Here is a 25,162-nt window from a genome sequence, read left to right as displayed (position 1 = left end):
GGCACCCTGACCTGGCATTATCGACAAATCTCCGGGTGATTTCAGGCTACTGACACCTTCTGCTGCGAATTGCCGGTTCTTTCCGCGGGCTTCGGCGGCGGATCCGCCCGGCCGTTCACCGGCAATTTCGTTGCCTGCTCAACTTCTTTGAACTCCGGGCCGTCCACCGGCCGTTGGGATGGCACGGATTCCTGCCGCACCCTCACCACCCTGCGGAACGCGGCGGTCCCCCGCGAGAGGTCGTGGCCGATGGCGGTGGCGTCGATCTCCGCCGCGAACCACCGCTGTCCCCCCTTCTCCGGCGGCTGCTCGCCCTCCCGCAGCCGCAACCTCCCCTGGACGACGAGGGGTTCGCCCACCGCCACCGACGCGGCCACGTTGTCCGCGAGCGCGCGCCAGGACCGCACCGTGTAGAAACTCGTCTCCCCGTCGGTCCAGCACTCCCGGGCCCTGTCCCAGCGCCGCGACGTCGCCGCCATCCGGAACCGCGCCACCGGCACCCCCGCGGTGGTCTCCCTGTGTTCCACCGCCGTCGCCGCGTTCCCCACCAGCGTCACCATCGTGTCGTTCATGGAAGATTCCCCCCGTCCGCCCTCCAGGGCGTATCGGTGTGGCCCCGCCGTCGTCCCTCTCTCCGGATGCCACCTCTGCGAATGTCAGGTCTCCGCACGCCGGGTCCCCGCACGCCGGGTCCCCGGACGCACCGCACTGCACGCACCACGTCGCCGTGTGGGGCGTCGCGCTGTGGTGCACCGCGCTGCGTTGCGTTGCGTTGAACTCATGCTGCACCGCCGCGGCTTCGGCCGCTGCGGGCTGTGGACGGCGGGCCGGTTGTGGACAACTCCGTCACCCGGGAGGGGACGGCGGTGCCCCCCGCCGTGCGTCACACGCCCGACGCCACCGCGTACTGCTCCCGCACCTCGCGGTACCGCAGCAGTTCGGCCGCGACCGGCTCCAGCACCCGGGCCCGCCCGCACCCGGCCGCCGCGCTCCGCAGCCGACGCTCGGCCTCCTGCCCGTACCGCCTGGCGGGGCCGCGCGCCACCGCCCCGCACAGCCAGGTCAGCGCCGGGCCGCCCACCGACCCGACCGCGGCGGGCAGCAGCCCGGGCAGCCACGCGGCGGCGTTCAGCACGCCCGTCACCGCCCCCAGCATCCAGAGCACACCCACCACTTGCAGCACGAACAGCAGCCCCTGCACCGCCGCCGCCACCGTCCACCACCGAGGCTTCACGGCCGGCCCCTGCCGCAACGACTCCTCGGCCCCGGCCGCCACCGCGTCCAGCGCCTCCGGCAGCCCTCCCGCGCCCCGCACCGCCGCCTCCCGCACCGCCTGCGCCCAGGGCGTCGGCAGCCCCCGCGCGGCGTCCTCCGCCACGGCCCGCACCGCCTGCTCCACCACCGGCCGGGCGGCGGCCCGGCCGTCACCGTTCCGCACACCGCCGCTCCCCCCAAGGCCACGCCGTACGGAACCGCCACGCGCGAAACCGCCGCGTACGGAACCGTCCCGTACGGCATCGGCGCACCCGCCGGCGGCCCGCCCCGACGCGGCCTCCGCAGCAACAGCCCCTGAAGCAGCGGGAACCGAAGGGGCGGGAACCGCACCGGTGCGCGTGTCACCGGCTCCGGTCGCCGCCGCCTTCCGCCGGGCCCCGTACCCCCTCTTCCGGCCACTCCCCCGGGCGCGCCGACGGCCGCGCAGCCGCGACCACGGCGCACCGCAGGCCCGTTCCGCGTGCCGGAGCCAGTCCCGTTCCGCGGCGCGCCCGGTGGCCGCCGCGCCCACCGCCTCGGCCAGCCGGCCGTCGAACTCGTCGCGGGCCCGCTCCGTCAGCCCGACCCGGCGCTCCGCCACGTATACCGACCGCAGCCGTTCGGCCGCCGCGTCCACGTCGGCCGTCAGCCGGCGGTCCGCCGCGCCCCGTTCGGCGACGAACTGGCCCAGGGCCTCCCGTAGTTCCGCCACCCCCTCGCCGGTCGCCGCGGACAGCGCCAGCACCGCCGCGCCGGGCTCCCCGTGCTCGCCGAGTGCCAGCCCGTCCTCGTCCAGCAGCCGGCGCAGATCGTCCACGACCTGGTCGGCGGCGTCCCCGGGCAGCCGGTCCACCTGGTTGAGCACCACGAACGTGACCTCGGCGTAGCCCGCCAGGGGCCGCAGATACCGCTCGTGCAGCACCGCGTCCGCGTATTTCTCCGGGTCCACCACCCAGATCACCGCGTCCACCAATTCCAGCATCCGGTCGACCTGTTCGCGGTTCGCGGTGTCCGCGGAGTCGTGGTCGGGAAGGTCGAGCAGGACGAGGCCGCGCAGCTCCGGAGCGCCCTCCCCGGGGATGTGCCGACGGTGCACCGGAACCCCCAGCCGCCGCAGCAGCCCGTCCGCCCCGGGCCTGCCGCCCGACCAGACGCACGCCACCGGTTCACCGGTCGTCGGTCGGCGCGCGCCGACCTGCGAACGGTTCGCCCCGGCCAGCGCGTTGAAGAGCGACGACTTGCCGCTGCCGGTCGCCCCCGCGATGGCGACCACGGTGTGCTCGCCGGACAGCCGGTAGCGCTCGTCGGCCGCCTCCAGCACCCGCCCCGCCTCGTCCAGCACCGCCCCGTCCAGCCGGGTCCGGGACAGCGCGATCAGCTCGCGCAGCGCCTCCAGACGGGGCTGCAGCCCCGCCGCCGCCACCCGCCGCGCCCCGCCGGGCACCCACTTGTAGCCGCCGACCCCGGTACCGCCCTCGTCCCGGCCGTCCGCGCCCAGCGCGTCCTCCCGGAGGTCCGCCGGAACCGCCGCCTCCGGCGGCTGTGCGGCGTCCGGCCCGGCCGCCGCGCGGGCCTCCGGCACGACGGGCTCCGCCTCCCGCGCGTCCTCGCCGCGTGCCCGCCGCGCGATCACCCCGTCGTCCCACGCCGTGCCCGCACCGTCCCCGCCCGCCGCCCGCCGCTCCTCGGACTCCGTCACCCCGTCACCGTCTCCCGCTCGCACACGATCACCTTGTCCTGGTGTTCCCCGAGCCCCCGGTGGCCCCTGCGGCCCTCGTGGCCCTCGGGGCCGTCCTTCTCCTGCTGCGACTTCTCCCTCTGCAACAGGGACAGCGCGGCGATCAGCCCGGCCTGCTGGTCCGGTGGCACGGTCAGCCCGTCCAGGGGGGCCAGCCGCCGCTCCCGTTCACCGGACAGCGCGCGCTCCAGGTACGTGGTCAGCAGCCGGCCGCCCCGGTCGCACAGCCGCAGCGCGGTCTGCGCCCCCAGGAGGTCGGCGAGGTTCTCGCCCGCCGCACGGGCTCGGCGGCCGCCGAGCAGCGCGGTGGCCAGCAGCGCCGCCGACTCCTCCGCCGCCACCGAGCCGGCCCGTTCACCGGCCTGGCCACCGCGCGCCTCGCGGGTCTCCTCCTCGGCGAGTTCCTCCAGGCAGCGCCGCCAGCGCCGGATGACCACCCCGAGCCGCCCGTCCGCCCCGGTGGCGCCGGCCGCCGCCAGCCGTACCTCCGCCGCCGCGGGGTCGCGCCGCCAGGCGTCCGCGGCCCGCTCGTCGGCCTCCGCGACGGCGCACGCCAGCAGCGCCGTCAGCCCGTGGGTCAGCGCGTCCAGCAGCTCGTCCGCCCGGCCGCCGCGCGGGTGCTCGTGCCAGTGGGCGCGCGCGTCCCCGGCCAGCACCTCGCCGGCCGCGATCTCCCGCCGCACCCGTTCCGCGGCCGCCTCGTACGCCTCCTCGACGCGGCCGGCCAGCCGCAGCGCCGCGGCGTGCTGCGCGGCGGCGGCCCCGGCGAGCGCGGGGAGCCGGCTGCGCAGCGAGGCGAGCGCACCGGACGCCGTGCGGTCCGCGGCGGCAGTACGGGCGACGGGGTCCTGGGCATGCCGCTCCAGCCACTCCCGCAGCCCGGCGACCGCGGTGGCGGGCAGCAGTCCGCGGCCCCCGCCGGCGGACTCGGGCAGCTCGGGAATGGTGAAGCGGGGGACGTGGCCGAGCCCGGCCCGCTGGAGCAGTTCCGCGTACCGGGCGGAGATGTCGGGGGCGATCTGGTGCGGCACCCGGTCCAGCACGGTCACCAGCGTGACGTCGTACTCCTTGGCCGTCCGCAGCAGATGCCAGGGCACCGCGTCGGCATACCGGGCGGCCGTGGTGACCAGCACCCAGACGTCGGCCGCGCAGATCAGCTCGGCGGCCAGTTCCCGGTTGCCGGCGACCAGCGAGTCGATGTCCGGGGCGTCCAGCAGCGCCAGCCCGCTGGGCAGCGCGGGGTCCGTCTCGATCCGCACGGTCGCCATCCCCGGCTCGCCCGCGCCACCCCCGCTCCCGGCGCCCTCGTAGGCACCCCGCCCGCTCCCCTCCCCTCCGTCCTGCTCCGGCACCCACACCCGGGTGAGCCCCGGCAGCACCCGCTGCCCGGCGAACCACCGGTGGTCGTCGGGATGGCACACCAGCACCGGCGTACGGGTCGTCGGCCGCAGCACCCCGGCCTCCGACACCCGCCGGCCGACCAGCGAATTGACCAGCGTGGACTTGCCCGCCCCGGTGGAGCCGCCGACGACGGCGAGGAGGGGGGCCTTAGGGGTGCGCAGACGGGGAATCACATAGTCGTCGAGCTGGGCGAGCAGCTCGGCCCGGTTGCACCGGGCGCGGGCGGCGCCCCGAAGCGGCAGTGGAAAGCGTGCGGCGTCGACGCGGTCACGCAGAACGGACAGGGCGTCGATCAGTCGGGGTCCTACGTCCAAGGTCGCCACATGTGCAGAATGCCCAATTTCGGTGGGTTTTTGAAGCGTATAACCCCTTGTGCGCGCCGCAAGAACCCGCACAGAACGGGACGAGTAACGCGCGGGACGTTCGGGACAACTGAGACGCAGGCATAACGAGTGCACAACACCCACCGCGCGAGACGGCAAAAGCCGTGCAGGATTCGTACCCGCCTGCGATTATCGGGATCGCTTCACCGAACCTCCACAACGTGCCACGGAGGTGAAGCAACCGGGACGAGGTACCCGGACCTCTATCCTGGTCCGCGGCCCGTGATCCACACCCACCACCCGGCCCCCGTAGCTCAGTGGATAGAGCAGGTGCCTTCTAAGCACTTGGCCGCAGGTTCGAGTCCTGCCGGGGGCGCAATCGAGCATTGCGCGAAACCCCGATCCCTCATCGGGGTTTCGCGCGGGCTTCGCGAGCCGGAAGTCCGGTTTGATACGGGGTACGGCTTTCCACTTGCACCTCGGGCACCAGCGCTGCAAGTAACGGCGTGACCACGGTGGGTGGCCCGCTGTCGACGGCTTCGCAGATCTCGACTCCCTGCATCGCGAGATCAGCCTCCGACGGCGCGGGCACGCGGCAGCCGCCGCATCCCCCCGTTCCACTGCCGTCGGACCGACGGGTACGGCTCCATCAGCCCCTGTGGCGACGATCCCTGGAAGCCGCACTTCGGGCCTTGGGGAAGACTGCCTGAATGCGGTCTTCCCCAAGGCCCGAATGGTGCTCCCCCTACGAGTGCTCAGCGACCGGGCATGGGGACGAGGATGCGCTCGCGGGCGAGGGAGGTGCTGGTGGTGTCGGCGTTGAGGGTGAGTTTGCCGTCGAACCAGCCCGTGACGAGATCGTTCTGGCGGCCGTCGCCGCCGAAGGTGCCGGCCGTGGTCATGGTGGCGACGCGCCACCATGACTTGGCGGGGCGGAGGCGGTGTTCGGCCTTGAAGCCCCTGGTGGCGATGTCGTCGTAGGCGGAGACTTCGCCGTCGGCCCAGCGGACGAGGAGGTCCTGGCGGGACGTGGCCGAGGTGGCGGTGAAGTCGCCGGCGACTATGTCCCTGGCGTAGGGCCAGGTGGTGTTGCGGGCGAGGAGCTGCTTCTCGGCGTGAAGGCCCTTGGTGTCGACGTCGGTGTAGAGGGTGACTTCGCCGTCGGACCAGCGCACCACGAGGTCGTCGGTGCGTGCGTTGGCGCTGAAACGACCGGCGGTGAGGGCCTGGGCGTGGGGCCAGGTGCTGTTCTTGGGGCGGATCTGGATCTCGTTGCGGAGCTTGTTGGTCTCGTTGACGTCCTCGTAGAGGGTGAGTTCGCCGTCCGACCAGCGGACGAAGAGGTCGTAGGTGTTCTTGCCGGTGAAGTTTCCGGCGGTGATGACGTCTGCGTGCTGCCAGGTGCTGTTCCTGCCGACGAGCTGGATGTCCTTGCCGAAGCCGTAGGCGCCGTTGCCCGGGTAGAGGGAGACCTCGCCGTCGGACCAGCGGACGACGAGGTCACTGGTGTTGTTGCGTACCGAGGCGGTATGGAAGCGGCCCGCGGTCATGGCCTTGGCGTGCTGCCAGGTTTCGGGGTCGCCCAGGGGGTTTGGAGCGTCCGGCGGCGCGTCGTTGACGGCCTGCTGGTAGAGGCGGAAGACGTCGTCGTCGAACTGGGAGGTGTAGGAGGTGTGGTCGTAGGCGCCGCCGGTCTTGTAGCCGCCGATGACGCCGACCAGATTGCCGCGTGTGCCGTCGAAGTTCTCCAGGAACGGGCCGCCGCTGACGCCGGCGCGGAAGCCGTCGCACTTGATTTCCATAAACCGGCTCTGGAACGCGGTGGTGTTGTTGGTACACCGCAGGGGCGTCTTCTGGCCGCCGGGGTATCCGGCGGCCGTGACGTTCTTGCGGGCGAGGTCGGCGGAGTTCACCTTGGTGAGGACGTTGCCCCGACCGGTGGCGTCTTCGAGGAGCTGCCCCTGGGCGTTGGGGCCGACGCGCAGGAACGCGAAGTCGACGTCGTCGTCGGGTGTGGTGCGCAGGTAGCGGCCGTCGATCCAGATCTTGCCGGGCTTGACGGGGAAGATTCCGTAGGGGGTCTCGCCCACCTGGCCGGCTGCCGAGGCGGCTCCGGCGCGGTAGCCGGGGACGAAGGCGATGTTCCGACCGGCGGCGTTCTTCAGGCAGTGCGCTGCCGTGACGGCCAGGCTCTTGGTGGGTGAGGCGACCGAGGCGGCGGTGCAGAACTGGTTGGGGGTCGCCTCGTCCTTGTCGTTGCGGATCAGGAAGACACCGACCGTGGCCATGCCCTCGTCGATGAGGTGGCTGGGTTCCTGGAGAGAGCGCTTCTGCCGCCCGCCGGGCGGCCTGGGCGCGCTCCGGCTCCTGTCCTGGGCACCGCCCGCGGCGTCTACGGGGACCGCGGTGCGGATGCGTTCAGGGGTCCAGTAGCGCTCTGCCTCCCGGGCCTCCCGGATCTCTTGCGGGATGGGGCGCTTGGCGGGCGTGACGGGCTTGGCGGGCGTGACGGGCTTGGTGGGCGTGGCCGGCTTGCCCGGGTCAGGTGTGGCCGACGCGGGGGTGGCGAAGGTGAGCGTGGCGCAGAAGCTCAGGACGGTGGCGCGCGCCCAGGGTGTTCGTCTCATGAAGATTTCCGTTGGCAGCAAAAAGAGGGGTGTGGGTAACGAGGAGGTGGGGTGGGCCTGGTCCGGAGATGTGCGGGAGGCGCCTGGCAGCAGGCGCCGGTCCCCGGTCCCCAAGGGCTCAGGCGAAAGAGATGGTCTGGCCGGGCGCTGGTTCACCGACGGTGAGGGGGATGTCCAATGTGGCTCCGTGTGGGGTGGTGAGGCGGAGCGTGTAGGTGCCGGGGTGTTGGTCGGTGAAGAGTTGCGGGAGGGTGATCCGGCCGTCGGAGTCGGTGGCGGGGAGGGCGAGGGTGCGTACGGGATGGCCGTGGTCGTCCTTGAAGTACGGGCCGAAGGTGGCTTCCCGGGGCTCTTCGGTGCCATCGAGCAGGGTCGCGGTGAGGCATACTCCGGGGGCGGGCTTGTGGTGTTCCGTCGCCCGGATTCGCAGCGGGTCGGCGAACTGGCTGTTGATTCCGGCCTGGAGGGGCTGCTGGTTGAGCAGTTGCAGGAGGTCGGGCGTCCGAACGGGCACTCGTCGGACGGTCGCGGTGAAGGTCGTGGTGGCCTGGCTGTGCTTCCCGGGCGTGGTGGCGGTGATGGTGACGCGTCCGGGGCGGTCGCCGGCCAGAACGGTGGGTGCGGTGGCGACGCCACGGTGATCGGTGGTGGCGGTCGCGGTGGTGCCGTGACCGGGGAAGTGCGCCGCGGCGGTGCCGACCAAGTGGTACGTCACCTCGGCGCGGGCGACGGGGTGTCCGTGGGCGTCGGTGGCACGCACCTGCGGGCGCCGCGCGAACTCCTCGCCCGCCTTCCGGTCTCCCAGGTTCTCGCCTCCGACACGTTCCAGACGGGCGACCGTGCGGTGATCCGGCGCGGGTCCGGGCTTCTCGGGGGGCTCGGGGGGCGCAATGGGTTTGGCGGCAGGCCGGGTCGGCGTAACAGGCTTGCTATGGAGGTGAGTTACCCGGCTGCCTTGTACACGGTCCTGCTCGGCGTCGGAACCGGGCCGGGGCTCCACCCGCAGGGGACGGGGCAGTGTCTTGGTGGCCGGAGAGCGCCGATCTGCGGGGTCGGGGCGATGCGGGATGGCGGGAGCGCCATCCGGTGTCGCGGTGACCTTGCCACCCGAGTACGTACGCATCCAGTCCGTCACCGCGTTCACGTACTCGCGGGAGTTGTTGTAGCTGAGGATGGCCTTGTCGAGGTCGGCCGGACGGTTCAGGTCGCGGCCTCCGGCGCAGAGGTAGTGGGCGGTGCCCAGGGCGGCGTCGTAGATGTTGTTGGGGTCGTTGGCGCCGTCGCCGTTGCCGTCGGCTCCCCAGGTTGCCCATGTGGAGGGTATGAACTGCATCGGACCGACGGCGCGATCGAACTCGGTGTCCCCGTCCCAGCGCCCACCGTCGGTGTCGCGGATGAGGGCGAACTGCTTACCGTCCAGGCGCGGTCCGCGGATCGGCTTGGCGGTGGACCCGTCGGGGCGCAGGCCGTAGCCGGAGGCGTGGACGGACTCGACCCGGCCGATACCCGCGACCAGCTGCCAGGGCAGGTGACAGGACGGCTGACCGCTGCTCAGCGTCCGCTCGGCCTTCTTGTAAGCGTCCAGGGCGGAGGCGGGTATGCCCGTTCGCTCCTCGGGTCTCGGCCCTCCGGCCGCCTCTCCGGTTGTGCCGTCCCTGCCACCGCCGGGCAGCTCGGGCAGGTCCAAGTCGGGTACGCCGCGGGGCTGGGCCTGCGGGCCGTCCGCATCGGGAGCGGCACCGCTGGCATCGGCGCTCGGCGGCCCGGCGACCGGCAGGGGACTGATCGCGGACGCGGCGGTCAGCCCGGCGGCAAGCGCGCATACGCACAGGCCCTGACGCACACGACGGGCCAGCAGCACGGAGAGGGCAGACGACAGGGCAGGCGGCATCTTCACGGTAAGCGGATCCTCGACGTCAAGGAGCTACAAGGCGGGGCAAGAGGGAAAGGGGCCAGGAAGGACGCGCAGGAGGCAACGAGGCGGAGGCCGGCGCCATACGACACCGGCCCGGAGGATCCGGTCGGCCGGCCCGCTATGCCAGGCCGACCGACCAGATCTCACAACTCCCGGTTCGATCCACGTGAATTCACTATGGAGCGACCCTGAATTCATTGTGGAGTCCGGCCGCGTCGACGGCCGGGAACATGGTGACCTTGCCGTTCTCCCAGCGGACCAAGAGGTCGTTCGGGACCTGGTTGGCCACGAAAGCACCGACGGTGAGGACCGAGGCGTGGGTCATGTAGGAGTCCTTCGGCTTGATCTTGATCTCACCGTGGAGTCCCGCCGCGTCGACACCGGGGTAGATGGTGGTCTCACCGTCGACCCAGCGCACGAACAGATCCGCGGTCTTCTTCCCGGTGAACTCACCGGCGGCGATCTGCGTGGCGTAGGGCCATGTCGTGTTCTTTTGGACCAGCGTCTTCTTCGCCTTGTCCGCCAGGCCGTTGGTGTTCAGATCGGGGTGCAGCGTGACCCGCCCGTCGTCCCAGACGACGATGAGGTCATCGCGCAGCGCATTGGCCGTGTACCGGCCGGCGGTCATCTGCTTGGCGTGCGTCCACGGGCCGTTCTTGACCGGTGCAACGAGCTTCTTCTCGCTGTGGAAGCCCTTGGTGTCCACGTGGGTGTACTGCGTCATCTCACTGTCGACCCAGCGCACCACCAGCCCGTCCGTACCATCGCCGGCGCTGGCGCCCGTCATCTCCTTGACGTACTGCCAGTTGGTCTTCGGGTCCTGGCGCAGCGGTTTGCCCAGCTGGTACTCGGCGACGAAGGGATGGGACGGATCCTTGTCCTCCCCGCCCTGGTAGAGCGTGACCTCGGAGTCGGACCAGCGGACGATCATGTCCATGTGCCGCTTGCCGCCGGCCGAGCCACCGGTGAAGTACCCCGAGGCGATATGAGTCGCCTGGCTCCAGGGCGCCTTGGGGAGGACGTCGCGATAACTGACCTTTTGCACCCAGGTGCCGAGGCTATCGACACGGGTGTCAACCGCGCCCTTACGCATCTCGGACGGATCAGTACCCAGACAACCGCCCTGCCAGGACGTGCTGTTGATACCGACCAGCTCGACCTTGCCGTCCGCCTCCCGCAGCGCAGGACCGCCAGTGTCGCCCTTGCAGACAGCACCGTCCGCGGGAGTCTTGGGGCTGATGCCGATCGAGCCGTCCTGCACCGAGTCCACGGCGAACACGACACTGCGCATGCGGTTGGGAACCCACACGGACTTGCTGCGGCCGAAGCCCCCGACCTTCACCTCCTCACCCGGCGCGGGCGCGGAGGTGGCGATGGAGACAGGCGTGATGCCGGTGACCGGCTTCGCCAGCTTCGCCATCACCAGGTCGCGGCCCTCATAGGGGACGAGCTCTACGACATCGGTCACACTGCCGGTCGATTGCGTGAGGTCGGCGCGGCCTACGGTGGCAGTGGTCTTCCACTGGGGAGCGCCCTCGGCAACCTTGAAGCCCTTGTCCGGGTCTTCAGCGAAGCAGCTGCTGGCGGTCAGCACCCACTGCTTGTCCACCAGCGCGCCAGAGCAACTGCGCTTACCGTCACCGATATCGAGCTTCGCGGCGAACCCGTACGTACTGTCCTTGGCCGCTTCCCCGGCCACGGCATTCGCCGGGGTGGCGGTCAGGACACCGGCGGCTATCGCGGTGGTAAGGATTCCGGTCATCCACGCTGCGCGCGGACGTCTGCTGAGCATTTCTCTCCCTAAGTCATCTGAGGGGTGGTCGACAAGTCCTGGTCAGGGCCTACGCGGCTCACGCCCGGCCACGCATGCGCGACCGCGCTAGAGGCTGTTGCTCCAGACCTTGCGCGGCGCGTCGACGCCGTCGCCCTTGCTGGTGAATGCCCACAGGCCGGTCTCGATGCGGCCGTCCGCTCCTCGCCCGTAGTCGTACGTGACGCTGATGTCGGTCTTGCCATCGCCGTTGAAGTCGCCTGCGGTCAGCTCGCTGGCGTCCCAGTTCCAGCTGTCGTTGCCGCTGTCCCACACCGTACGGGGGGCGTTGAAACCGCCCTTGCTCCCGTCGAACATCCACAGAGCGGTGTGGTTACGACCATCGGAGGTCTTGCCATAGCCGTACAGCACAGCCAGATCGGCCCTACCGTCGCCATTGAAGTCACCAGCGGCGAGCTTGCTGGCGTCCCAGTTCCAGCTGTCGTTGCCGCTGTCCCACACCATGCGGGGGGCGTTGAAACCGCCCTTGCTCCCGTCGAACATCCACAGAGCGGTGTGGTTACGACCATCGGAGGTCTTGCCATAGCCGTACAGCACAGCCAGATCGGCCCTACCGTCGCCATTGAAGTCGCCGGCAGCGAGCTTGCTGGTGTTCCAGTTCCAGCTGTCCTTGCCGCTCTCCCACACCTTGCGCGGCTCGTTGAAGCCGTCACCGATGCTGGTGAACGTCATGAGGGCGGATTCGTTACGGCCGTCGGAGGTCTTGCCGTAGTTGTAGAGGACGGCGAGGTCGCTCTTGCCGTCGCCGTTGAAGTCGCCGGCGACAACCTTGCTGGACTCCCAGTTCCAACTGCTCCAACTGCTGTCCGAGCCGCTCTCCCACACCTTTCGGGGTGCCTCGAAGCCGGCGTCGCCCCTGCTGGTGAAGGTCCAGAGGCCGGTCCGGTTGCGGCCGTCGCTTTCCTTGCCGTAGTTGTACAGGACACCGAGGTCGGTGTTGCCGTCGCCGTCGAAGTCACCGGCGACCAGCTTGCCGGACTCCCAGTTCCAACTGTCGGAACCGCTGTCCCAGACCGTACGCGGCTCGGCGAAGCCGTCGCCCTTGGCGGTGTACACCCACAGGGCGGTCTGGTTGCGCCCGTCCTTGGACTGACCGTAGTCGGTGAGCAGCGCGAGGTCGGTCTTGCCGTCGCCGTCGAAGTCACCGGTGGCTGTCATATAGCGCTTGGGCAGCGAACGGACCTGCTGGATCCAGTGGTTGATGTCGTCGACGCGGCTCTCGACGGCGCCCTTGCGGGCCTCGTCCTCACTGCCGAGGCAGCCCCCCTGCCAGGAGGTGCTGCTGACGGCGGCCAGCTCCTGGCGACCGTTCTGCGCGCGCAGAGCGGGCCCCCCGGTGTCGCCCTTGCACACAGCAGAGGTGTTCTTGCCGGTGACGGCGATGGTGGTGCCCTTCACGGAGTCGACGCCGAAAGTGCCGGAGTGCACACGGTCGGGAACCCACTCGTCCTTGGTGCGGCCGTACCCGGCGATACGCAGTTCTTCGCCACTGGCGGGGGTATGGGTGGCGAGGTTCGCGGGCACGACGTCGGGGACGGGTGCGGCGAGGCGGGCCATGACGAGATCGCGGTCGTTACGCGGGATGAGCTCGACGACGTCCCGCACCTGCCCTGCCTCGGTGCTGAGGTCGGCGCGGCCGATGGTCGCCTTGGACTTCATCTGGGGTGCTCCGGCCTTCACAGACTGTCCGTTGTCTGCGAAGCAGCTGGCGGCTGTGAGCACCCACTGCTCGTCGACGAGCGTGCCGGAGCAGCTCCGCTTGCCCTCGCCGATGTCGAGCTTCGCGGTGAACGAGTACTGGCCGTCCTTGGCAGCATCACCGACGACGGCGTGGGCCGGGGCGACGGTGAGCGCGGTGGCACCGACGACAGCGGAGAGGAACCCTGCGGGCAACAGGGCTCGGGAGCGCGAAGCGTGGCCGAACATGGTTCTTTTCCTTGGGGGGTGGGGGTGGTCTAAGAGTGGGGCGACCGCCGGAACGAGGGGCCGACCGAGGAAGCGGCTCGGCTCAGCCGACGAGCTGAACCTCGCCGTGGGAGCCGTTGGCGTCGATGCCCGGGTAGTAGCTGAGGGATGCGGTCGTCCATCCGACGAGGATGCCGTTCGGGCGGTTGATGGGAGCCGTGAGGGAACCCACCGTCAGCGTCCGGGAGTTACGCCACGCGGACCCGACAGGCTGGATGGTGACCCGGCTGCCGTGGTATCCGGCGGTGTCGACACCGGGGAAGACCTGGGCCTGTCCGTCGCTCCAGCGGATGAGCAGGTCGGAGGTCTTCTTGCCGGTGAACTCACCGGCACTGACCTGGACGGCGTTCTTCCAACCGTTGTCGGCCTTGGTCAGTTGGCTCTCCTTGCGGACACCGTTGATGTCCGTATCGGAGTACATCGCTGTGGAGCCGTCATCCCCCGATCAGAGGGCCTTGAAGCACTATCTATCTGCCGGCTTCGGCCTCTTTATGTGTCGAAACAATGGGAGCTTTTGAGCGATTCGATCAGCCGACGCGGAGCTCAAGCAGATCGGCCTGCTTGTAGTCGTTGTCCTTGTCAGCTGCGCCAACGGGCTTTACCTGGTGCGGGCCTTCATTGGTGACGACGGTCTGCTTCTTGCCGTTGGAGGTGAGTGTGGCCTTGACGACCTGGTTCTCGGTCCAGATACCGCTCACGTCGGGGACCTCCAGGGTGACGTACCCCTTCGCTCCGGTGACCTTGAAGCAGTGGAAGATCGTGTCGAAGTCCTTGCTGGCCTCGACCTTGATCTTCCAATTGTTCGCGGAGCATTCGGTCAGGAGAATGTGACCATCGCCCTTGAGGAGCTTGATGCCCTTTTCCTTGAGGATCTTGTCTGCACCTGGGTACTCGAAGTCCTCGATCGCGGGCGGCGGAAGCTCGCCGGCGGCCGCCTGGGCGGCACCGTTCGCGGGCCGCGGGGCGGCCTGGGCAACGGCGAGGGTGGAAACCCCCGCGATGGCCGTGGTGGCACCAAAAACGCCAGCGATCAGCGTCTTGCGCGCGCGAAGTATCACCAGAGGTTCCTTCCAGATGCGTGGCGGCCGGAACAACCTGCCGCAGGAGAGATTCGGCCCGAAGGGCAGCCGCGAACGTATCACCCAAGGAACTCGGAGAGTAAATAGAGCCCGCTGAATAACAAATCGGACACGACGTCGGGACGCTGTACAACCCTCGATGGTTCACCCTGTCCGGCACGGCAGATGAGGACGCATCTCCGGGTGTAGACAACCCCCGCCGCGATGCACACTCGATACCCCTCCTTTACCCGTGGATTGCAGAAGCTATGCTCACCGCTTCGACCATATGCAACGCATAACTAGCACGAAGGATTTGCGCAGTGAGAGCGAGAAGGAAGCGGCATCACGGCCTACGCGCCATGTGCGCGGGCGTGCTGCCGCTGGCACTCGTCGCGGGTATAGTCGGGACGAGCCCCGCTAATGCCGCAGGCGTGGAGGGGGGCGACGACGGCAGTCCTGTGCCGGTGACTGACCGTGGTCGCGTCGTACGGTTCTGGAAAGACGGCGGGGCGGGCGTCAAGGCGGCTGCGGAAGCAGCCTTGTTGGGCACTGACGCGGATGTGAAGCGTTTCCTGGAGAACGAGCAGGTACGCGCTGAGGCCCAGGACAACCGTATCGACGCGTTGCGGATGGTCTCCCTGGGAGGCGTCAATGTTCGCGGTGCAGCCACAAAGGCACTGTCCGGGTCCCCAGAGGATTTGGCGAACTTCCTGAAGGACGGCTGGGAAAAGCCGCTTGAGGCGGACCAGCGGACTCAGGCTCTCCAAATCATCGGCAGTGGCGACCGATACGTCCAGCAGGCCGGTAAGGCCGCGCTGAACGGCTCTCCAGACGACGTACGCAAGTTTCTGCACAAGACCCGGCACTCCGCCGAACAGGCGGACAATCGGGTTCAGGTTCTGCGCCTGCTGAACGAGGGCGGCCCGGCGACGAAGGAGGCAGCCAAGGTCGCTCTGGGCGGATCCGCCGCGGACATCAAGGAATTCCTGGATGTCGGCCAGGACGTTGCGCAGAGCCGGGATCAGGAGCGCACCACCGTTGAGCAGCTGGCGCAGCAGGCCAAGGAGGCCGGCGACCGGGCGAAGCGCGAGACCGAGGCGGCCAAGGAGGCGTCGGACCGTGCGGTGACGGCTTCGAAGCTGGCCAAGGAGGCCGCGGAGGAGGCCAAGCGGGAGACGGAAGCGACGCGTAAGGACTCGCTGAAGGCGGCCGCCGCCGCCAACCGTGCCGCCCAGGCGGCCAAGGGCGCGGCACGTGCGGCGCAGCAGGCGATCAGCGCGGCCCGCTCTGCCAATGCCTCGGCTCGGGTCGCCGCCAACGCCGCCTCCCGGGCGGCTGCTGCGGCGGCTGGTGCGGCGAATGCGGCTGCCCGGGCGCAGAATGCCGCTGCCGCTGCAGCGTCTGATGCTTCCCAGGCATCGGCTGCGCGGCAGGCGGCCCAGCGGGCCCGCGACGCAGCGAAGGGCGCGGAGAAGGCTGCCGAGGCTGCCGATCACGCGCGCACTGCGGCAACGGAGGCAGGTCGGGCGGCCGACGCGGCGGCCGGTGCCGGCGCGAACGCGGACGCAGCGGCCACGGCTGCGAGCGAGGCGAGCGGCTTCGCTGACGCAGCCGGTGCGGACTCGGCTGAGGCCCGGGCCGCTGCCAATCAGGCCAAGCGACATGCCGCCGAGGCCAACCGGGCAGCCCGGGTCTCCTCGGGGCTTGCGCGTCAGGCCGCGAACGAGGCGTCCGCGGCCCGCGATGCGGCCAACTCGGCTGCGCGGCATGCCAACAAGGCGGCCGACGCGGCCGAAGATGCGGCCAAGCATGCGGGTGAGTCGAACAAGCAGGCCGACAAGGCCGCAGCTCACGCCAAGGCCGCCAACGAAGCGGCAATTGAGGCAACCAACGCCGTAAACCAGGCGCGCAAGACACACGAACTGGCACGCAAGAGCGAGGAGGAGGATCTCAAGACCCGCACTGCCGAAGCGATCGAGCAGGCCAAGGACCTCAAGGCCGAGGACGACCAGCGCAAAGCCGACCAGGCCGGCGCGGTCAAGGAGGCCAAGGAGCTCGACGCGGAAGCGTCCCGCCTGGCCGCCGAGGCAGCCAAGTCCGATGCTGATGTGAAGCAGGTGGCGGCTCAGGGGCGCAAGGTCGCGCTGTTGGCGATGCGGACCGGTGCTCCGTGGGGCGAGGCCGCTGCTGAGGCCGCGCTGGCGGGTTCGGACGAGGTGATTCGGGACTACGTCAGGTCAGGCTGGAAGCGGGCGGCTCAGCAGGACGAGCGTGAGCGTGTCGAGCGCCTGGCGGATGAGGGTCTGAACGCCGGTGTCCGGCAGGCAGCCGAGAAAGCGCTCAAGGGTGACGCCAAGACGATCCGCGAGTTCCTGACCAACGGTCAGCACAAGGCCGCGAACGGTGAGTACCGGATCAAGGCACTGCGTTTGCACAGCTCGGGTGGAAAGCAGGTTCAGGAGGCCGCCAAGGCGGCTCTGGACGACGGTTCTCCCGAGAGACTGCTGGAATTCCTCAACGAGGGCCAGTACAAGGCCCGGGCGGCTGATGAACGGATTGCCGCGCTACGGCTGGTAAGCAGTGGTGGTCCGGAGGTCAAGGCCGCGGCACAGATTGCGCTGGAGGGTCCGCCGCACCTGCTGCACGACTTCCTCCATACCGGACAGTACATGGCGGCCCGCAAGGACAATCTCGCCGCCACCCACGCCGCACAGATCGAGCGCCTGATCGCTCAGGCCGCCGGGGTCGCGGCGACCGCACAGGAGAACGCGCACAAGGCTTACGAGCACTACGAGCGCGCTCGTAACGCCGCCGACAAGGCGAACGAGTACAAGCGCCAGGCCAAGGAGTCGGCCGACCGCGCCGAGCAGTACGCTGCCGACGCCCGTAAGTCCGCCGAGCGGGCCGAGGCGTCCGCCAAGCAGGCTGCCGAGTCTGCGCGCAAGGCCCGTGCCGCTGCGGCCGACGCCGACCGTGCCGCCCTTGACGCGGAGGTCTCCGCTACCAGGGCCGAGCACTCCGCTGCCGCAGCCCGCAACTCCGCCGACGAGGCATGGGCGGCTGCCAACGCGGCCCGCGCCTCGGCCGAAGCAGCGGGCAAGGATGCCGCCGCGGCGGACAAGGCGGCCGGTGAGGCCATGGCCGTCGCCATCGAGAAGCGGATGAAGGAGGCCGAGGAAGAGCGCAAGAGGCTCGGAGACGAGGAGGAGCGGAAGGAGCAGGACGAACTGGACCAGCTCGATCGCCTGCGCGAGGAGTTCCTCGCGCAAGAGGGCAAGATCGACTGGGGGCAGTTCGCCAAGGACGGCGGTCACCTGCTCCTCGACGGCCTCGGCAGCACCAACATCCCGGTCGTCAGCAACGCGGCCAATGGGGCCAACTGCGGCTGGTACGGCGCGGAGAAGCAGTACGTCGACGCCGCGATGTCCTGCGCGGGAATCGCGCCTGGGGCCGGTGTCGTCAACGCGGGCAAGACCGCAAAGGGCGGCAAGAAGATCCTGGGCTTCTTCAAGAAGCTCTTCAGCAGTGGCCGCAAGTGGGCCCCGCCGTGCCCGGTGAACAGCTTCACCCCCGAAACGCCGGTGGTGATGGCGGATCGGACCACCAAGCAGATCAAGGACATCAAGGTCGGCGACAGGGTCCTGTCCACCGACCCCACAACGGGGAGGACCGAAGCGCGGCCCGTTGACGACGTCATCGTCGGCAACGGCACCAAGCGCCTGGTCGAGCTGACTGTGAACACCGGCGGCGGCAAGATCACTGCGACCGAGGGCCACCCCTTCTGGCTGGCGGACCAGCAGAGCTGGGTCGCCGCTGGTGAGCTCAAGCCGGGCTCGATGCTCCGCACCTCGTCCGGCACCTGGGTAAAGGTCACGGCGACCAGGGCGTGGACCGCACCTCAGAAGGTCTACAACCTCACCGTCAACGGCATCCACACCTTCTACACGATGGCCGGGGATTCTGCGGTTCTGGTCCACAACTCCGGCTGCAAGTGGGCGTCCGAGTTCAACGACCTGCCTCGGAGCAAGAAGCAGAAGCACGTCAGGGAGATAGAAACCCCTGAAGAGATGCGCGCCGCCTTTGATCGGTGGGCCAAGGACGGCGAACGGATTCCGGACATCGGAGGCCGTGAGAGCTACCTGCTCGAGGACAAGACCATCATCTCGTGGCGGCCGAAGTCGACGTCTGGCGGAGAGACGATCGACATCGTCGCGTACGGGAACAACAAGGGGAAGAAGAACCCCAAAGTGCACCTTCCCAAGAAGTAGCGAGGTCTGACCGCACTTCGGTAAGCCCCCTTGGATGCCCCGCCGGAAATCCTCCGGCGGGGCGTCTGCATACTGTCGGGCCTCTTCTGGGCCTGACCCGAGCATTGCGCGGAGAATCATCCGGGATGATAGAGAGCATGGATAATACGGAAATGACGGATGAGTTCGCGGCTGAACCGGACCCCACGCAGGAACTGGCCTGGCTGCACGAGCGGCTGACGCCGTCCACCGACGTACGGCAGCATGTCGTCACCGAAGTTGTTCCTGAGGGCTTCCCGGCGTACGTACGTGTCTTCCACTCTTGGTGGCTGGAGGAAGTACCTGGACTGCGCAGGACGTGGCAGGAGATGGCGGAGGCCGCCGGTGCCCGATATCACGGCGAACTGACTGATGGCCCGCTGGGGCAGGAGGTGCTGAATCCGCCCATCGGGGAGCAGTGGGAGACCACTGGGGCTGAAGCTGATGCGGATACCCGCCAGGGGCTTGTGGAGATTCTGTCGGATGCCACGGCACCGGGCCAAGCGGTTTTCTTCAGCTATGAGCTTGCCAGAAGCCTCCAGGACGAAGAGCCCATTGTTTGGAAGTCCTCGCTCACCGGCCTGGAGGCGGTAAGAGCACACACCGGCGAAGACTACGGCGGGCCGGAGCACTGGTGGCCCGAGGACCGCACTTGGGTCGTCGCCTGCGACTGGGATCTAACCTCCACGTATGTGGCGTGCTCAGAAGAGCTCGCCGAACGCCTCGTCCGCAGCGACCGCGTCGAAGCGCTCAGAGTCGCCCCGACCGCACGTATCGACGGTACGTGACCGGATCAGATACCGATGGTGGTCTTGCCCATCTTGCGGGTCGGGCCAGAACCAGGCCGGTGCTGTGCTCGACGGCGGCAAGCAGATGAATCTTTCTACCATTCGTCCTGGCGGCCGCGCAGGCTCGTCCCGTCACGGCCAAGCCGCCCAGGCCCGCGGTGCCTCGTGACGCACCGCGGGCCTTCCGCATGCCGCCAACCCCTTGCCAGGGCCGTGCCCCGTCGGTCTTCTCAGGCAGGCGCACCAGCGCCCGGCCGCTCCCGCTCGGCGTAGAGCACAGAGGCCGCCTGCGGCAGTCCCGCCAGCGCGGGAATGCCCTCGGCCGCCGTACCGGCCGCACCACCCCCAGCGGTCACACCAGCACCTGGACCTACGACCAGGCCGACCGCCATACCTCCCTGACCACCCCCGACCCGCTGGGTCTCAGTCCCGCGCCGAACCCCAACGCCGACGTCCACAACCCGCACACCTGGTGCGACCCCCTCGGCCTCATGCCGGACGACAGCACCGATCTCAGGAAGGAGCTGATGGCCCTTCGGCAAGCAAGGCACCAAAGACGTCACCAGCCCTCTCAAGGAAGGCGAGCAAGCCCCTGGCGCGTACTCTGTTGGACGAGACCGCAAAACCGGTAAGACCTACCACGGCGAAAGCGGCCCGGAGACCGGCCACGAAAAAACCGTGACCGACGCGATGCCCGCCGAATCGCAGCATCCGACCGGCCGGAGTGTGCGGCGAACCGCGGATGTTCACCACAGCGATCCAGGACGGCGCGGATCCCAAGAACATCGACCTGGTGACCGTCAACCCCAAGGGCAAGTGGTTCAAGATGTGCGCCAACTGCCAGACGTGGGTGCCTGGATTCGGAGGAGAGGCGCTCACGGGATGAGCGGGGAGACCGAACGTCGGGAACTCGAAGAGCTGCGGAACTCTCTGGCCGGCAGGGCGCGTTTTTGAGATCCACCCGCTGGATGTGCGGAGGCGCGTCGACGGTACGAAGAGGAAGGCTTCGAATTCACCGCTGGTGTCCGGGAATTCCTGGAAACCTATGGCGAGTTCACCGTGACCTGGTCCTATCGCTTCGGTGAGAGGTTCTTCACCACCTCGGTGGAGGAGCCTATGGACTCGGCACATTCACTACCCAGGAGTGTGAGCGTCTTTCGGCAAGCGCATCGGCCGTCCCGTCCTGCTCGTCGGAACGGCCACCGATACGCAGGAGGCCGTTGTGCTGGCCGACAACAGCGACGTCTACCGCGCCTGTGACGCCGGATTCCAGCGGGTCGCCAACGGCTTCGACAACGCGGTCCGGGCGCTGGTCGCAGACGACTGGGACAAGACGTTCCTCTGAGACTGGAGCCGTCCCCAGCGGATCTCGTAATGGCCGTTGGGGACGGACGCCGCGTGACTGTGCCACTGGTTCGCCAGACGGTCCCGGCGAACCGAGGCAAGCAGGGTCTGCAACACTCAGGGCAGATCACCGGGGCGCGGCACGACCAGCCCGTGTTTGTGGCTTCCGCCAGGGACTCGAAACCTCATGAGCCAACGCAGCACACGAGCGCCCACGCCCCCAAGGAGGAGCACGGGCGCCGGCGGTCACCCGCTGCGCCGTGCCGGTCGGCCCGTTTCTCCCCGGTACCCGTCCCGGCAGACCTTCGCGTACGCCGGGAGCAGGCTCAGTGACGCGGCCTCGACGAGTACTTCGGTTTTCGTATTGTGGCTGGTTGGGGGCGCCAGGCCAGACCCTCCCCCTGGGAGGGTCTTTTTGCTGGTCGGAGGCCGTTTCGTGGCCTCGGTGAGAACCGGTTCCGGGGCACCGCCCACGGTGCCGTCCGCGACATGTACGGCGTCGTCCGGGAGGCCGACTGCCGGCTCCCTCAGAGCAAGGGGGAGGGAAGGAGGAGGGAAGGGGGAGGGAACCGTTGAGCCTGTTGGGCCCGTTGATCCTGTTGGGCTCGGTGGGTCCGGCTGACGGCCGTCCGGACACCGCGGGGTCGGGTTCACGAGGCGAGTTCGCGCTCCAACGGGGTGCGGTAGGCGGGGGTGAAGCGGCGCTCACCGAGGAAGGCCGTCATCCGTTCCGCCTCGGCCGCGATGGCCGTACGGGCCTCCCGACCGAGGTCGTCGAGCAGCCGCCAGGCCAGGGTTCCGTCCTTCCGCTGCGCCCAGCCGCCGACGATCCGGCCGTCCCACCACACGGTCGGCCCGATGTTGCCCATCCGGTCGAAAAGCGCGGGAACGTGGTCGGGGCCGAGGTAGAAGCCGTGATCCCGCCAGCCCATGGGGCTCGGGTCCAACGCGGGCAGCAGTGCGGCAGCGGGACCGGGAGCGGGAGCGGGAGCGTCACCCGCTGAGGGACAACCGCCTTGCGTGCTCCCGCCGTCTCCGCCTGACTCGGAGTCCGACTCTGCGGCAGGTGCGGCATCAAGCGGGGATCGACGTGCTGTCTGCCGCTTGGCGATCGCCGTGGGAGGCCGGTCGCCGGATCCGGCCGGGCGGCGCCTCGCCGACCCGCGCGCGGCGGCCTTCGCCGGCTGCCCGTCGGTCCGCCGTGCGCCGCCGGTACCGGTCGGCGGCCTCCTGGGCCGCCGCCGCAAGGGTCACCACGGCCAGGAGGAGGTAGAAGACGAAGAGCTTGTGCAGGTCGTCGAGGAAGTACCAGATCGACGCGGTGGCGCTGAACCAGAAGACGATCACGGCGTAGGGACTGGCGTCGCGCTTGCGGGCGGCACCGGCGAGGCAGAGGGCCGCGGTCACCGCGAGCAGCACCGCGACGCCCACATACGTGCGGTCCCAGCCGTCTTCGGCGCGCCGCAGTTCGGAGTAGACCGCGATGGTCTCCGCCACCGGGCCCCAGGCCACAACGCTGGACAGCCGGGGCGAGAACGGCAGGGCGAGCAGGCCCGACAACCCTGCCGCGAGGGCGACTTCGCCGAAGTGGTCGGTGCCGACCAGGTCGCCACCGGCGCACAGCAATGACAGAAGGCTTCCGATCAGTGCCAACGCGCCCGCGGTGGAGGGACGGAGCGCGGCGCGGAGCCGGCGGAGGGCGGTGGTGCTGCGCGAGTGCGCCGCGGCCGGGGTCGGGGTCGGAGTCGGCAGCGTGTCCGCCCGCATCGTCGGAGCCGATGCGGCGCCGAGCGCGTCGGCCAGCGCCGTACGCATCGCCGCCGCATCCTCGAAGCGCTCCGCCGGGTTCTTGCGCAGCGCCCGCGCGACCACCGCCGCCACCGCGGGGGGTATCTGCGGGCTGAGCCGGGTGAGGGGCACCGGCTCGGTGAACAGATGGTGGTGCATCACGGCGAACGGCGAATCCGCCTGGAACGGCGGGGCCCCGGTGAGGAGTTCGTACAGCAGGCAGCCCATGGCGTACAGGTCCGCCCGGTGGTCGATCTCCACCCCGCTGATCTGCTCCGGGGAGAGGTAGGCGGGCGTGCCGGGGGCCACCCCGCTGCCCGTGAGACGGGTGGCGGCTTCGGCGAGGGCCTTGGCGATGCCGAAGTCCAGCACCTTTATCGTCGTGGGGCCGGTGAGCATGATGTTCGACGGTTTGATGTCCCGGTGCACGATGCCGTGTTGGTGGCTGTGGTCCAGGGCGTCGAGCACTTCGCACGCCACGGTGATCGCCTGTGCGACCGACAGCGGGTCGGTGCGCAGCACCTCGGCGAGCGTGCGGCCCGCCACGTACTCCATCACCAGGAACGGCCGCGGGCCTTCCCCTTCCTCGTCCGGTTCCTCGCCGACATCGTGGATGGTGGCGACCGCCGGATGGTTCAGGGCGGCCACCGCGTGCGCCTCGCGCTGGAACCGGGCGCGCGATTCGGGATGGTGGGCCAGTTCCGGGGACATCAGCTTGACGGCGACGGTGCGTCGCAGCCGGTGGTCCATCGCCCGGTGGACCGTGCCCATACCACCGCGGCCGAGCCGCTCGACGAGCTCATAGCGGCTTCCGAGCATGGTGTCCCGCCCCACCGACTCCTCCTTGTCGCCCTGTGGCCGAAGCTTACGATCACCGTGAACGGTACCTGCCAACCGCATCGCCTACGGGCCCTCCCCCGCCTGGCGAGGGAGGGGCGTGCGGTGGAGCGTCCGGTCAGCAGGTCGCCCCCGGCCGTACGGGCTTGAGGTCGACGAGGTAGCCGTCCACCGCGTCGGTGACGCACCTGTTGCTGCGCCCGTAGGCGGTGTGGCCCATGCCCTCGTAGGTGAGCAGCATGCCGCCCGGGAGCTGTGCGGCGAGGCTCCGCGCGTTGTCGTACGGGGTCGCGGCGTCGCCGGTGGTGCCCACGACCAGGACGGGCGGGAGGCCGTCGGCCTTGACCCGGTGGGGCGTGAGCGGGCCGGACGGCCAGTTCCGGCAGGTGAGTTCGGAGAGCACGTTGGAGGCGCCGTACACACCCGACTCACGGTGGGCGCGGTCGAGGACGTCCCAGTACGCCTGGGGGTCCCTGGGGTGCGGTGTGTCGACGCAGTTGACGGCGGTCAGGATGTCGGTGCTGTTGTCACGTGGGGAAGTGGCCGCTGCGCCGTGGTCGGCCGGGGCGTCGGAGGCGGCTGCGTCACCCGGCGCGTCCGTGGCACCCGAGGTGTCCGAGCCGTCGTCCTGGAGGCTCGCGCCGTGGTTCGCGATCGCGGCCAGTTTGGTGCCGTCGCCCTCGCGGGCCGCGCTCAGGGCCTCGGAGAGGTCCTGCCACTGCGCTTCCGGCGTGTACATCGACGCGGTGATGGCGGACTGCAGTGTGGTCTGGTCGACCCGTTCGGTGCCGTCCTTGACGGGCAGGGGGGTGCGGGCTGTTGTCGCGAACAGGTCGGCTATGAGCGTGCGGACCCCGTCCGGGGTGTCCGCGGGGCAGGAATCCCCCACCACCTGGGCGCACTTGTCGGCGTAGTCGTCGACCGCCTTGCGGAAGGCCCTGCCGCTGCTCAGGGCCTGCTGGGCCCAGCCCTGCGAGGGGTCGACGGCGCCGTCGAGCACCAGCGCGCGCACGCGGTGGGGGAACTGCTCGGCGTAGACGGTCCCCAGATAGGTGCCGTAGGACCAGCCGAGGTAGGTGAGTTGGTCGTCGCCGAGCGCGGCGCGCAGCACGTCCATGTCGCGGGCCGCGTCCAGGGTGCCTATGTGCGGCAGGATCTCGTCGCTGCGCGCCCTGCACTGCGCCGCGGTGCGGTCGGCGTCCGCGAGCGCGGCCCGGCGCTCGGCGTCGGTGCGCGGATACAGCGGTTGCGGTGCGTCGGTGCCGGACTCGCTCTGCCCGGCCTGGTCTGTCGTGTGAGCCTGATCCTCCGCGTCGTCCGGGGCGGTGCAGTCCAGGGCGGGTTTGCTGCCGGCGACTCCGCGCGGGTCGAATCCGACGATGTCGAAGCGTGCCCTGGCGGCTGCGCCGAAGGAGGCCACACCGTCCGACTTCAGTGTGGCCACTCCGGAGGCGCCCGGGCCGCCCGGGTCGAAGACCAGCGATCCGATCCGTCGGCCCGGGTCCGTGGCGGCGGACTTGATCACGGGGAGGATGAAGGTCCTCCCGTTGTGGGGGTGCGCGTAGTCCATGGGGACGGTCAGCGTGGCGCACTGCAGCTTCCCGCAGTGGCTCCAGGTGAGTTTCTGCTGGTAGAAGGCGCGCAACGCCGGCTGGTCGGCAGGCTCTGCGGTGGCGTGTGACGCCCGCACACCCGACCCGCCCGAGGAGCAGCCGACGAGCTGGACGGCGCCCAGCGCGGTGAGGGCCAGGACGAGGGCACCGCGCCGCCGGGGTGTACGGCGTGCCCGTGCACCCGGGGTGTCGGGGGTGCGGCCGACGGACCGCACGGCCGACGCGATCGTGGGGCGGTCCGCAGGCGCGGCCCGGCCCTCCCGCCTGCCCGGGTTCCTGCTGCTCCAGGGAAATCGCTGCACTTTTCCGTTCCGTCCCTCGTCGGCCACCTGATACGTCGCTGCAGCATCGCCAAGGCACCATGAGGATTTGATGAGGGAGCGGTTACCCT

Annotated in this window: 17 protein-coding genes and 1 tRNA gene; 5 read left to right on the top strand and 13 right to left on the bottom strand. The window is 69.8% G+C overall.

All coding sequences use genetic code 11. The features are described 5' to 3' along the window. Positions 1–41 precede the first annotated feature (41 nt). From GR130_RS05870 to GR130_RS05860, 3 genes are all read right to left on the bottom strand, one after another. Positions 42–572, bottom strand: a complete 531-nt coding sequence (locus GR130_RS05870; RefSeq protein ID WP_159503719.1) for a single-stranded DNA-binding protein — start codon at positions 570–572, stop codon at positions 42–44. 311 nt (positions 573–883) lie between these two features. After that, positions 884–2,953 carry a YfjP family GTPase gene (locus tag GR130_RS05865; RefSeq protein WP_236572831.1) on the bottom strand — a complete coding sequence of 690 codons (2,070 nt, stop codon included), beginning with the start codon at positions 2,951–2,953 and terminating at the stop codon, positions 884–886. Next, positions 2,950–4,716 (bottom strand): dynamin family protein, encoded by a 1,767-nt coding sequence (locus GR130_RS05860; RefSeq protein ID WP_201304803.1) that lies wholly within the window; start codon positions 4,714–4,716, stop codon positions 2,950–2,952. The genes GR130_RS05865 and GR130_RS05860 overlap by 4 nt, the downstream gene beginning before the upstream one ends. A 303-nt stretch (positions 4,717–5,019) precedes the next feature. Here GR130_RS05860 and GR130_RS05855 point away from each other — a divergent pair. Continuing rightward, positions 5,020–5,092, top strand: a tRNA-Arg gene (locus GR130_RS05855). Positions 5,093–5,471: 379 nt separating this feature from the next. Here GR130_RS05855 and GR130_RS05850 read toward each other — a convergent pair. The 6 genes from GR130_RS05850 to GR130_RS05825 all read right to left on the bottom strand — a co-directional run bounded on the left by GR130_RS05850 (position 5,472) and on the right by GR130_RS05825 (position 14,112). Continuing rightward, positions 5,472–7,343 (bottom strand): trypsin-like serine peptidase, encoded by a 1,872-nt coding sequence (locus GR130_RS05850; protein ID WP_159503716.1) that lies wholly within the window; start codon positions 7,341–7,343, stop codon positions 5,472–5,474. A 118-nt stretch (positions 7,344–7,461) separates the two neighbouring features. Then, positions 7,462–9,234 carry a lytic transglycosylase domain-containing protein gene (locus GR130_RS05845; protein ID WP_236573916.1) on the bottom strand — a complete coding sequence of 591 codons (1,773 nt, stop codon included), beginning with the start codon at positions 9,232–9,234 and terminating at the stop codon, positions 7,462–7,464. A gap of 199 nt (positions 9,235–9,433) precedes the next feature. Further along, positions 9,434–11,020, bottom strand: coding sequence for a S1 family peptidase (locus GR130_RS05840; protein WP_236572829.1), 1,587 nt, complete (start codon positions 11,018–11,020; stop codon positions 9,434–9,436). A gap of 117 nt (positions 11,021–11,137) precedes the next feature. Further along, complete coding sequence (locus GR130_RS05835) at positions 11,138–13,015, bottom strand: FG-GAP-like repeat-containing protein (protein ID WP_159503713.1); 1,878 nt, start codon at positions 13,013–13,015, stop codon at positions 11,138–11,140. Positions 13,016–13,097: 82 nt separating this feature from the next. Further along, positions 13,098–13,475, bottom strand: a complete 378-nt coding sequence (locus GR130_RS05830; RefSeq protein ID WP_159503712.1) for a hypothetical protein — start codon at positions 13,473–13,475, stop codon at positions 13,098–13,100. Between the two features lie 106 nt (positions 13,476–13,581). Next, a complete protein-coding gene (locus GR130_RS05825; RefSeq protein ID WP_159503711.1) occupies positions 13,582–14,112 on the bottom strand; it encodes a hypothetical protein in 531 nt (176 codons plus the stop codon). A gap of 461 nt (positions 14,113–14,573) precedes the next feature. Here GR130_RS05825 and GR130_RS05820 point away from each other — a divergent pair, with 461 nt between their 5' ends. Together GR130_RS05820 and GR130_RS05815 are read left to right on the top strand one after the other, a co-directional pair. After that, on the top strand, positions 14,574–18,383 hold the full coding sequence (locus tag GR130_RS05820; RefSeq protein ID WP_159503710.1) for a polymorphic toxin-type HINT domain-containing protein: 3,810 nt from the start codon (positions 14,574–14,576) through the stop codon (positions 18,381–18,383). Positions 18,384–18,520: 137 nt separating this feature from the next. After that, on the top strand, positions 18,521–19,189 hold the full coding sequence (locus GR130_RS05815) for a hypothetical protein (RefSeq protein WP_159503709.1): 669 nt from the start codon (positions 18,521–18,523) through the stop codon (positions 19,187–19,189). A 230-nt stretch (positions 19,190–19,419) separates the two neighbouring features. On the opposite strand, the gene GR130_RS41290 is transcribed toward GR130_RS05815, so the two are convergent. After that, positions 19,420–19,545 (bottom strand): hypothetical protein, encoded by a 126-nt coding sequence (locus tag GR130_RS41290; RefSeq protein WP_268977863.1) that lies wholly within the window; start codon positions 19,543–19,545, stop codon positions 19,420–19,422. Positions 19,546–19,931: 386 nt separating this feature from the next. Between GR130_RS41290 and GR130_RS05805 the strand changes: the two genes are divergently transcribed. Together GR130_RS05805 and GR130_RS41285 are read left to right on the top strand one after the other, a co-directional pair. Next, positions 19,932–20,075, top strand: a complete 144-nt coding sequence (locus GR130_RS05805; protein ID WP_159503707.1) for a hypothetical protein — start codon at positions 19,932–19,934, stop codon at positions 20,073–20,075. Positions 20,076–20,411: 336 nt separating this feature from the next. Then, positions 20,412–20,534 carry a hypothetical protein gene (locus GR130_RS41285; RefSeq protein WP_268977862.1) on the top strand — a complete coding sequence of 41 codons (123 nt, stop codon included), beginning with the start codon at positions 20,412–20,414 and terminating at the stop codon, positions 20,532–20,534. A gap of 649 nt (positions 20,535–21,183) precedes the next feature. Here GR130_RS41285 and GR130_RS05800 read toward each other — a convergent pair. The 3 genes from GR130_RS05800 to GR130_RS05790 all read right to left on the bottom strand — a co-directional run bounded on the left by GR130_RS05800 (position 21,184) and on the right by GR130_RS05790 (position 25,073). Beyond that, positions 21,184–21,645 carry a DNA glycosylase AlkZ-like family protein gene (locus GR130_RS05800; protein ID WP_328707590.1) on the bottom strand — a complete coding sequence of 154 codons (462 nt, stop codon included), beginning with the start codon at positions 21,643–21,645 and terminating at the stop codon, positions 21,184–21,186. Continuing rightward, positions 21,608–23,155 (bottom strand): protein kinase domain-containing protein, encoded by a 1,548-nt coding sequence (locus GR130_RS05795; RefSeq protein ID WP_159503706.1) that lies wholly within the window; start codon positions 23,153–23,155, stop codon positions 21,608–21,610. The genes GR130_RS05800 and GR130_RS05795 overlap by 38 nt, the downstream gene beginning before the upstream one ends. A 121-nt stretch (positions 23,156–23,276) precedes the next feature. Next, on the bottom strand, positions 23,277–25,073 hold the full coding sequence (locus GR130_RS05790; RefSeq protein ID WP_236572827.1) for an alpha/beta hydrolase: 1,797 nt from the start codon (positions 25,071–25,073) through the stop codon (positions 23,277–23,279). Positions 25,074–25,162: the final 89 nt, after the last annotated feature.

The organism is Streptomyces sp. GS7, from assembly GCF_009834125.1.
GTDB lineage: Bacteria > Actinomycetota > Actinomycetes > Streptomycetales > Streptomycetaceae > Streptomyces.
The sequence above is the reverse complement of the archived record's forward strand: the minus strand, read 5'-3'. Positions and strand labels throughout refer to the sequence as shown.

What these genes read in the sequence shown, in the direction of transcription:
- GR130_RS05805 (WP_159503707.1), top strand. Translation starts at nt 19,932, where the DNA reads ATGTTCACCACAGCGATCCAGGACGGCGCGGATCCCAAGAACATCGAC.
- GR130_RS05835 (WP_159503713.1), bottom strand. Translation starts at nt 13,015, where the DNA reads ATGTTCGGCCACGCTTCGCGCTCCCGAGCCCTGTTGCCCGCAGGGTTC.
- GR130_RS05815 (WP_159503709.1), top strand. Translation starts at nt 18,521, where the DNA reads ATGGATAATACGGAAATGACGGATGAGTTCGCGGCTGAACCGGACCCC.
- GR130_RS05850 (WP_159503716.1), bottom strand. Translation starts at nt 7,343, where the DNA reads ATGAGACGAACACCCTGGGCGCGCGCCACCGTCCTGAGCTTCTGCGCC.
- GR130_RS05845 (WP_236573916.1), bottom strand. Translation starts at nt 9,234, where the DNA reads ATGCCGCCTGCCCTGTCGTCTGCCCTCTCCGTGCTGCTGGCCCGTCGT.
- GR130_RS05830 (WP_159503712.1), bottom strand. Translation starts at nt 13,475, where the DNA reads ATGTACTCCGATACGGACATCAACGGTGTCCGCAAGGAGAGCCAACTG.
- GR130_RS05840 (WP_236572829.1), bottom strand. Translation starts at nt 11,020, where the DNA reads ATGACCGGAATCCTTACCACCGCGATAGCCGCCGGTGTCCTGACCGCC.
- GR130_RS05870 (WP_159503719.1), bottom strand. Translation starts at nt 572, where the DNA reads ATGAACGACACGATGGTGACGCTGGTGGGGAACGCGGCGACGGCGGTG.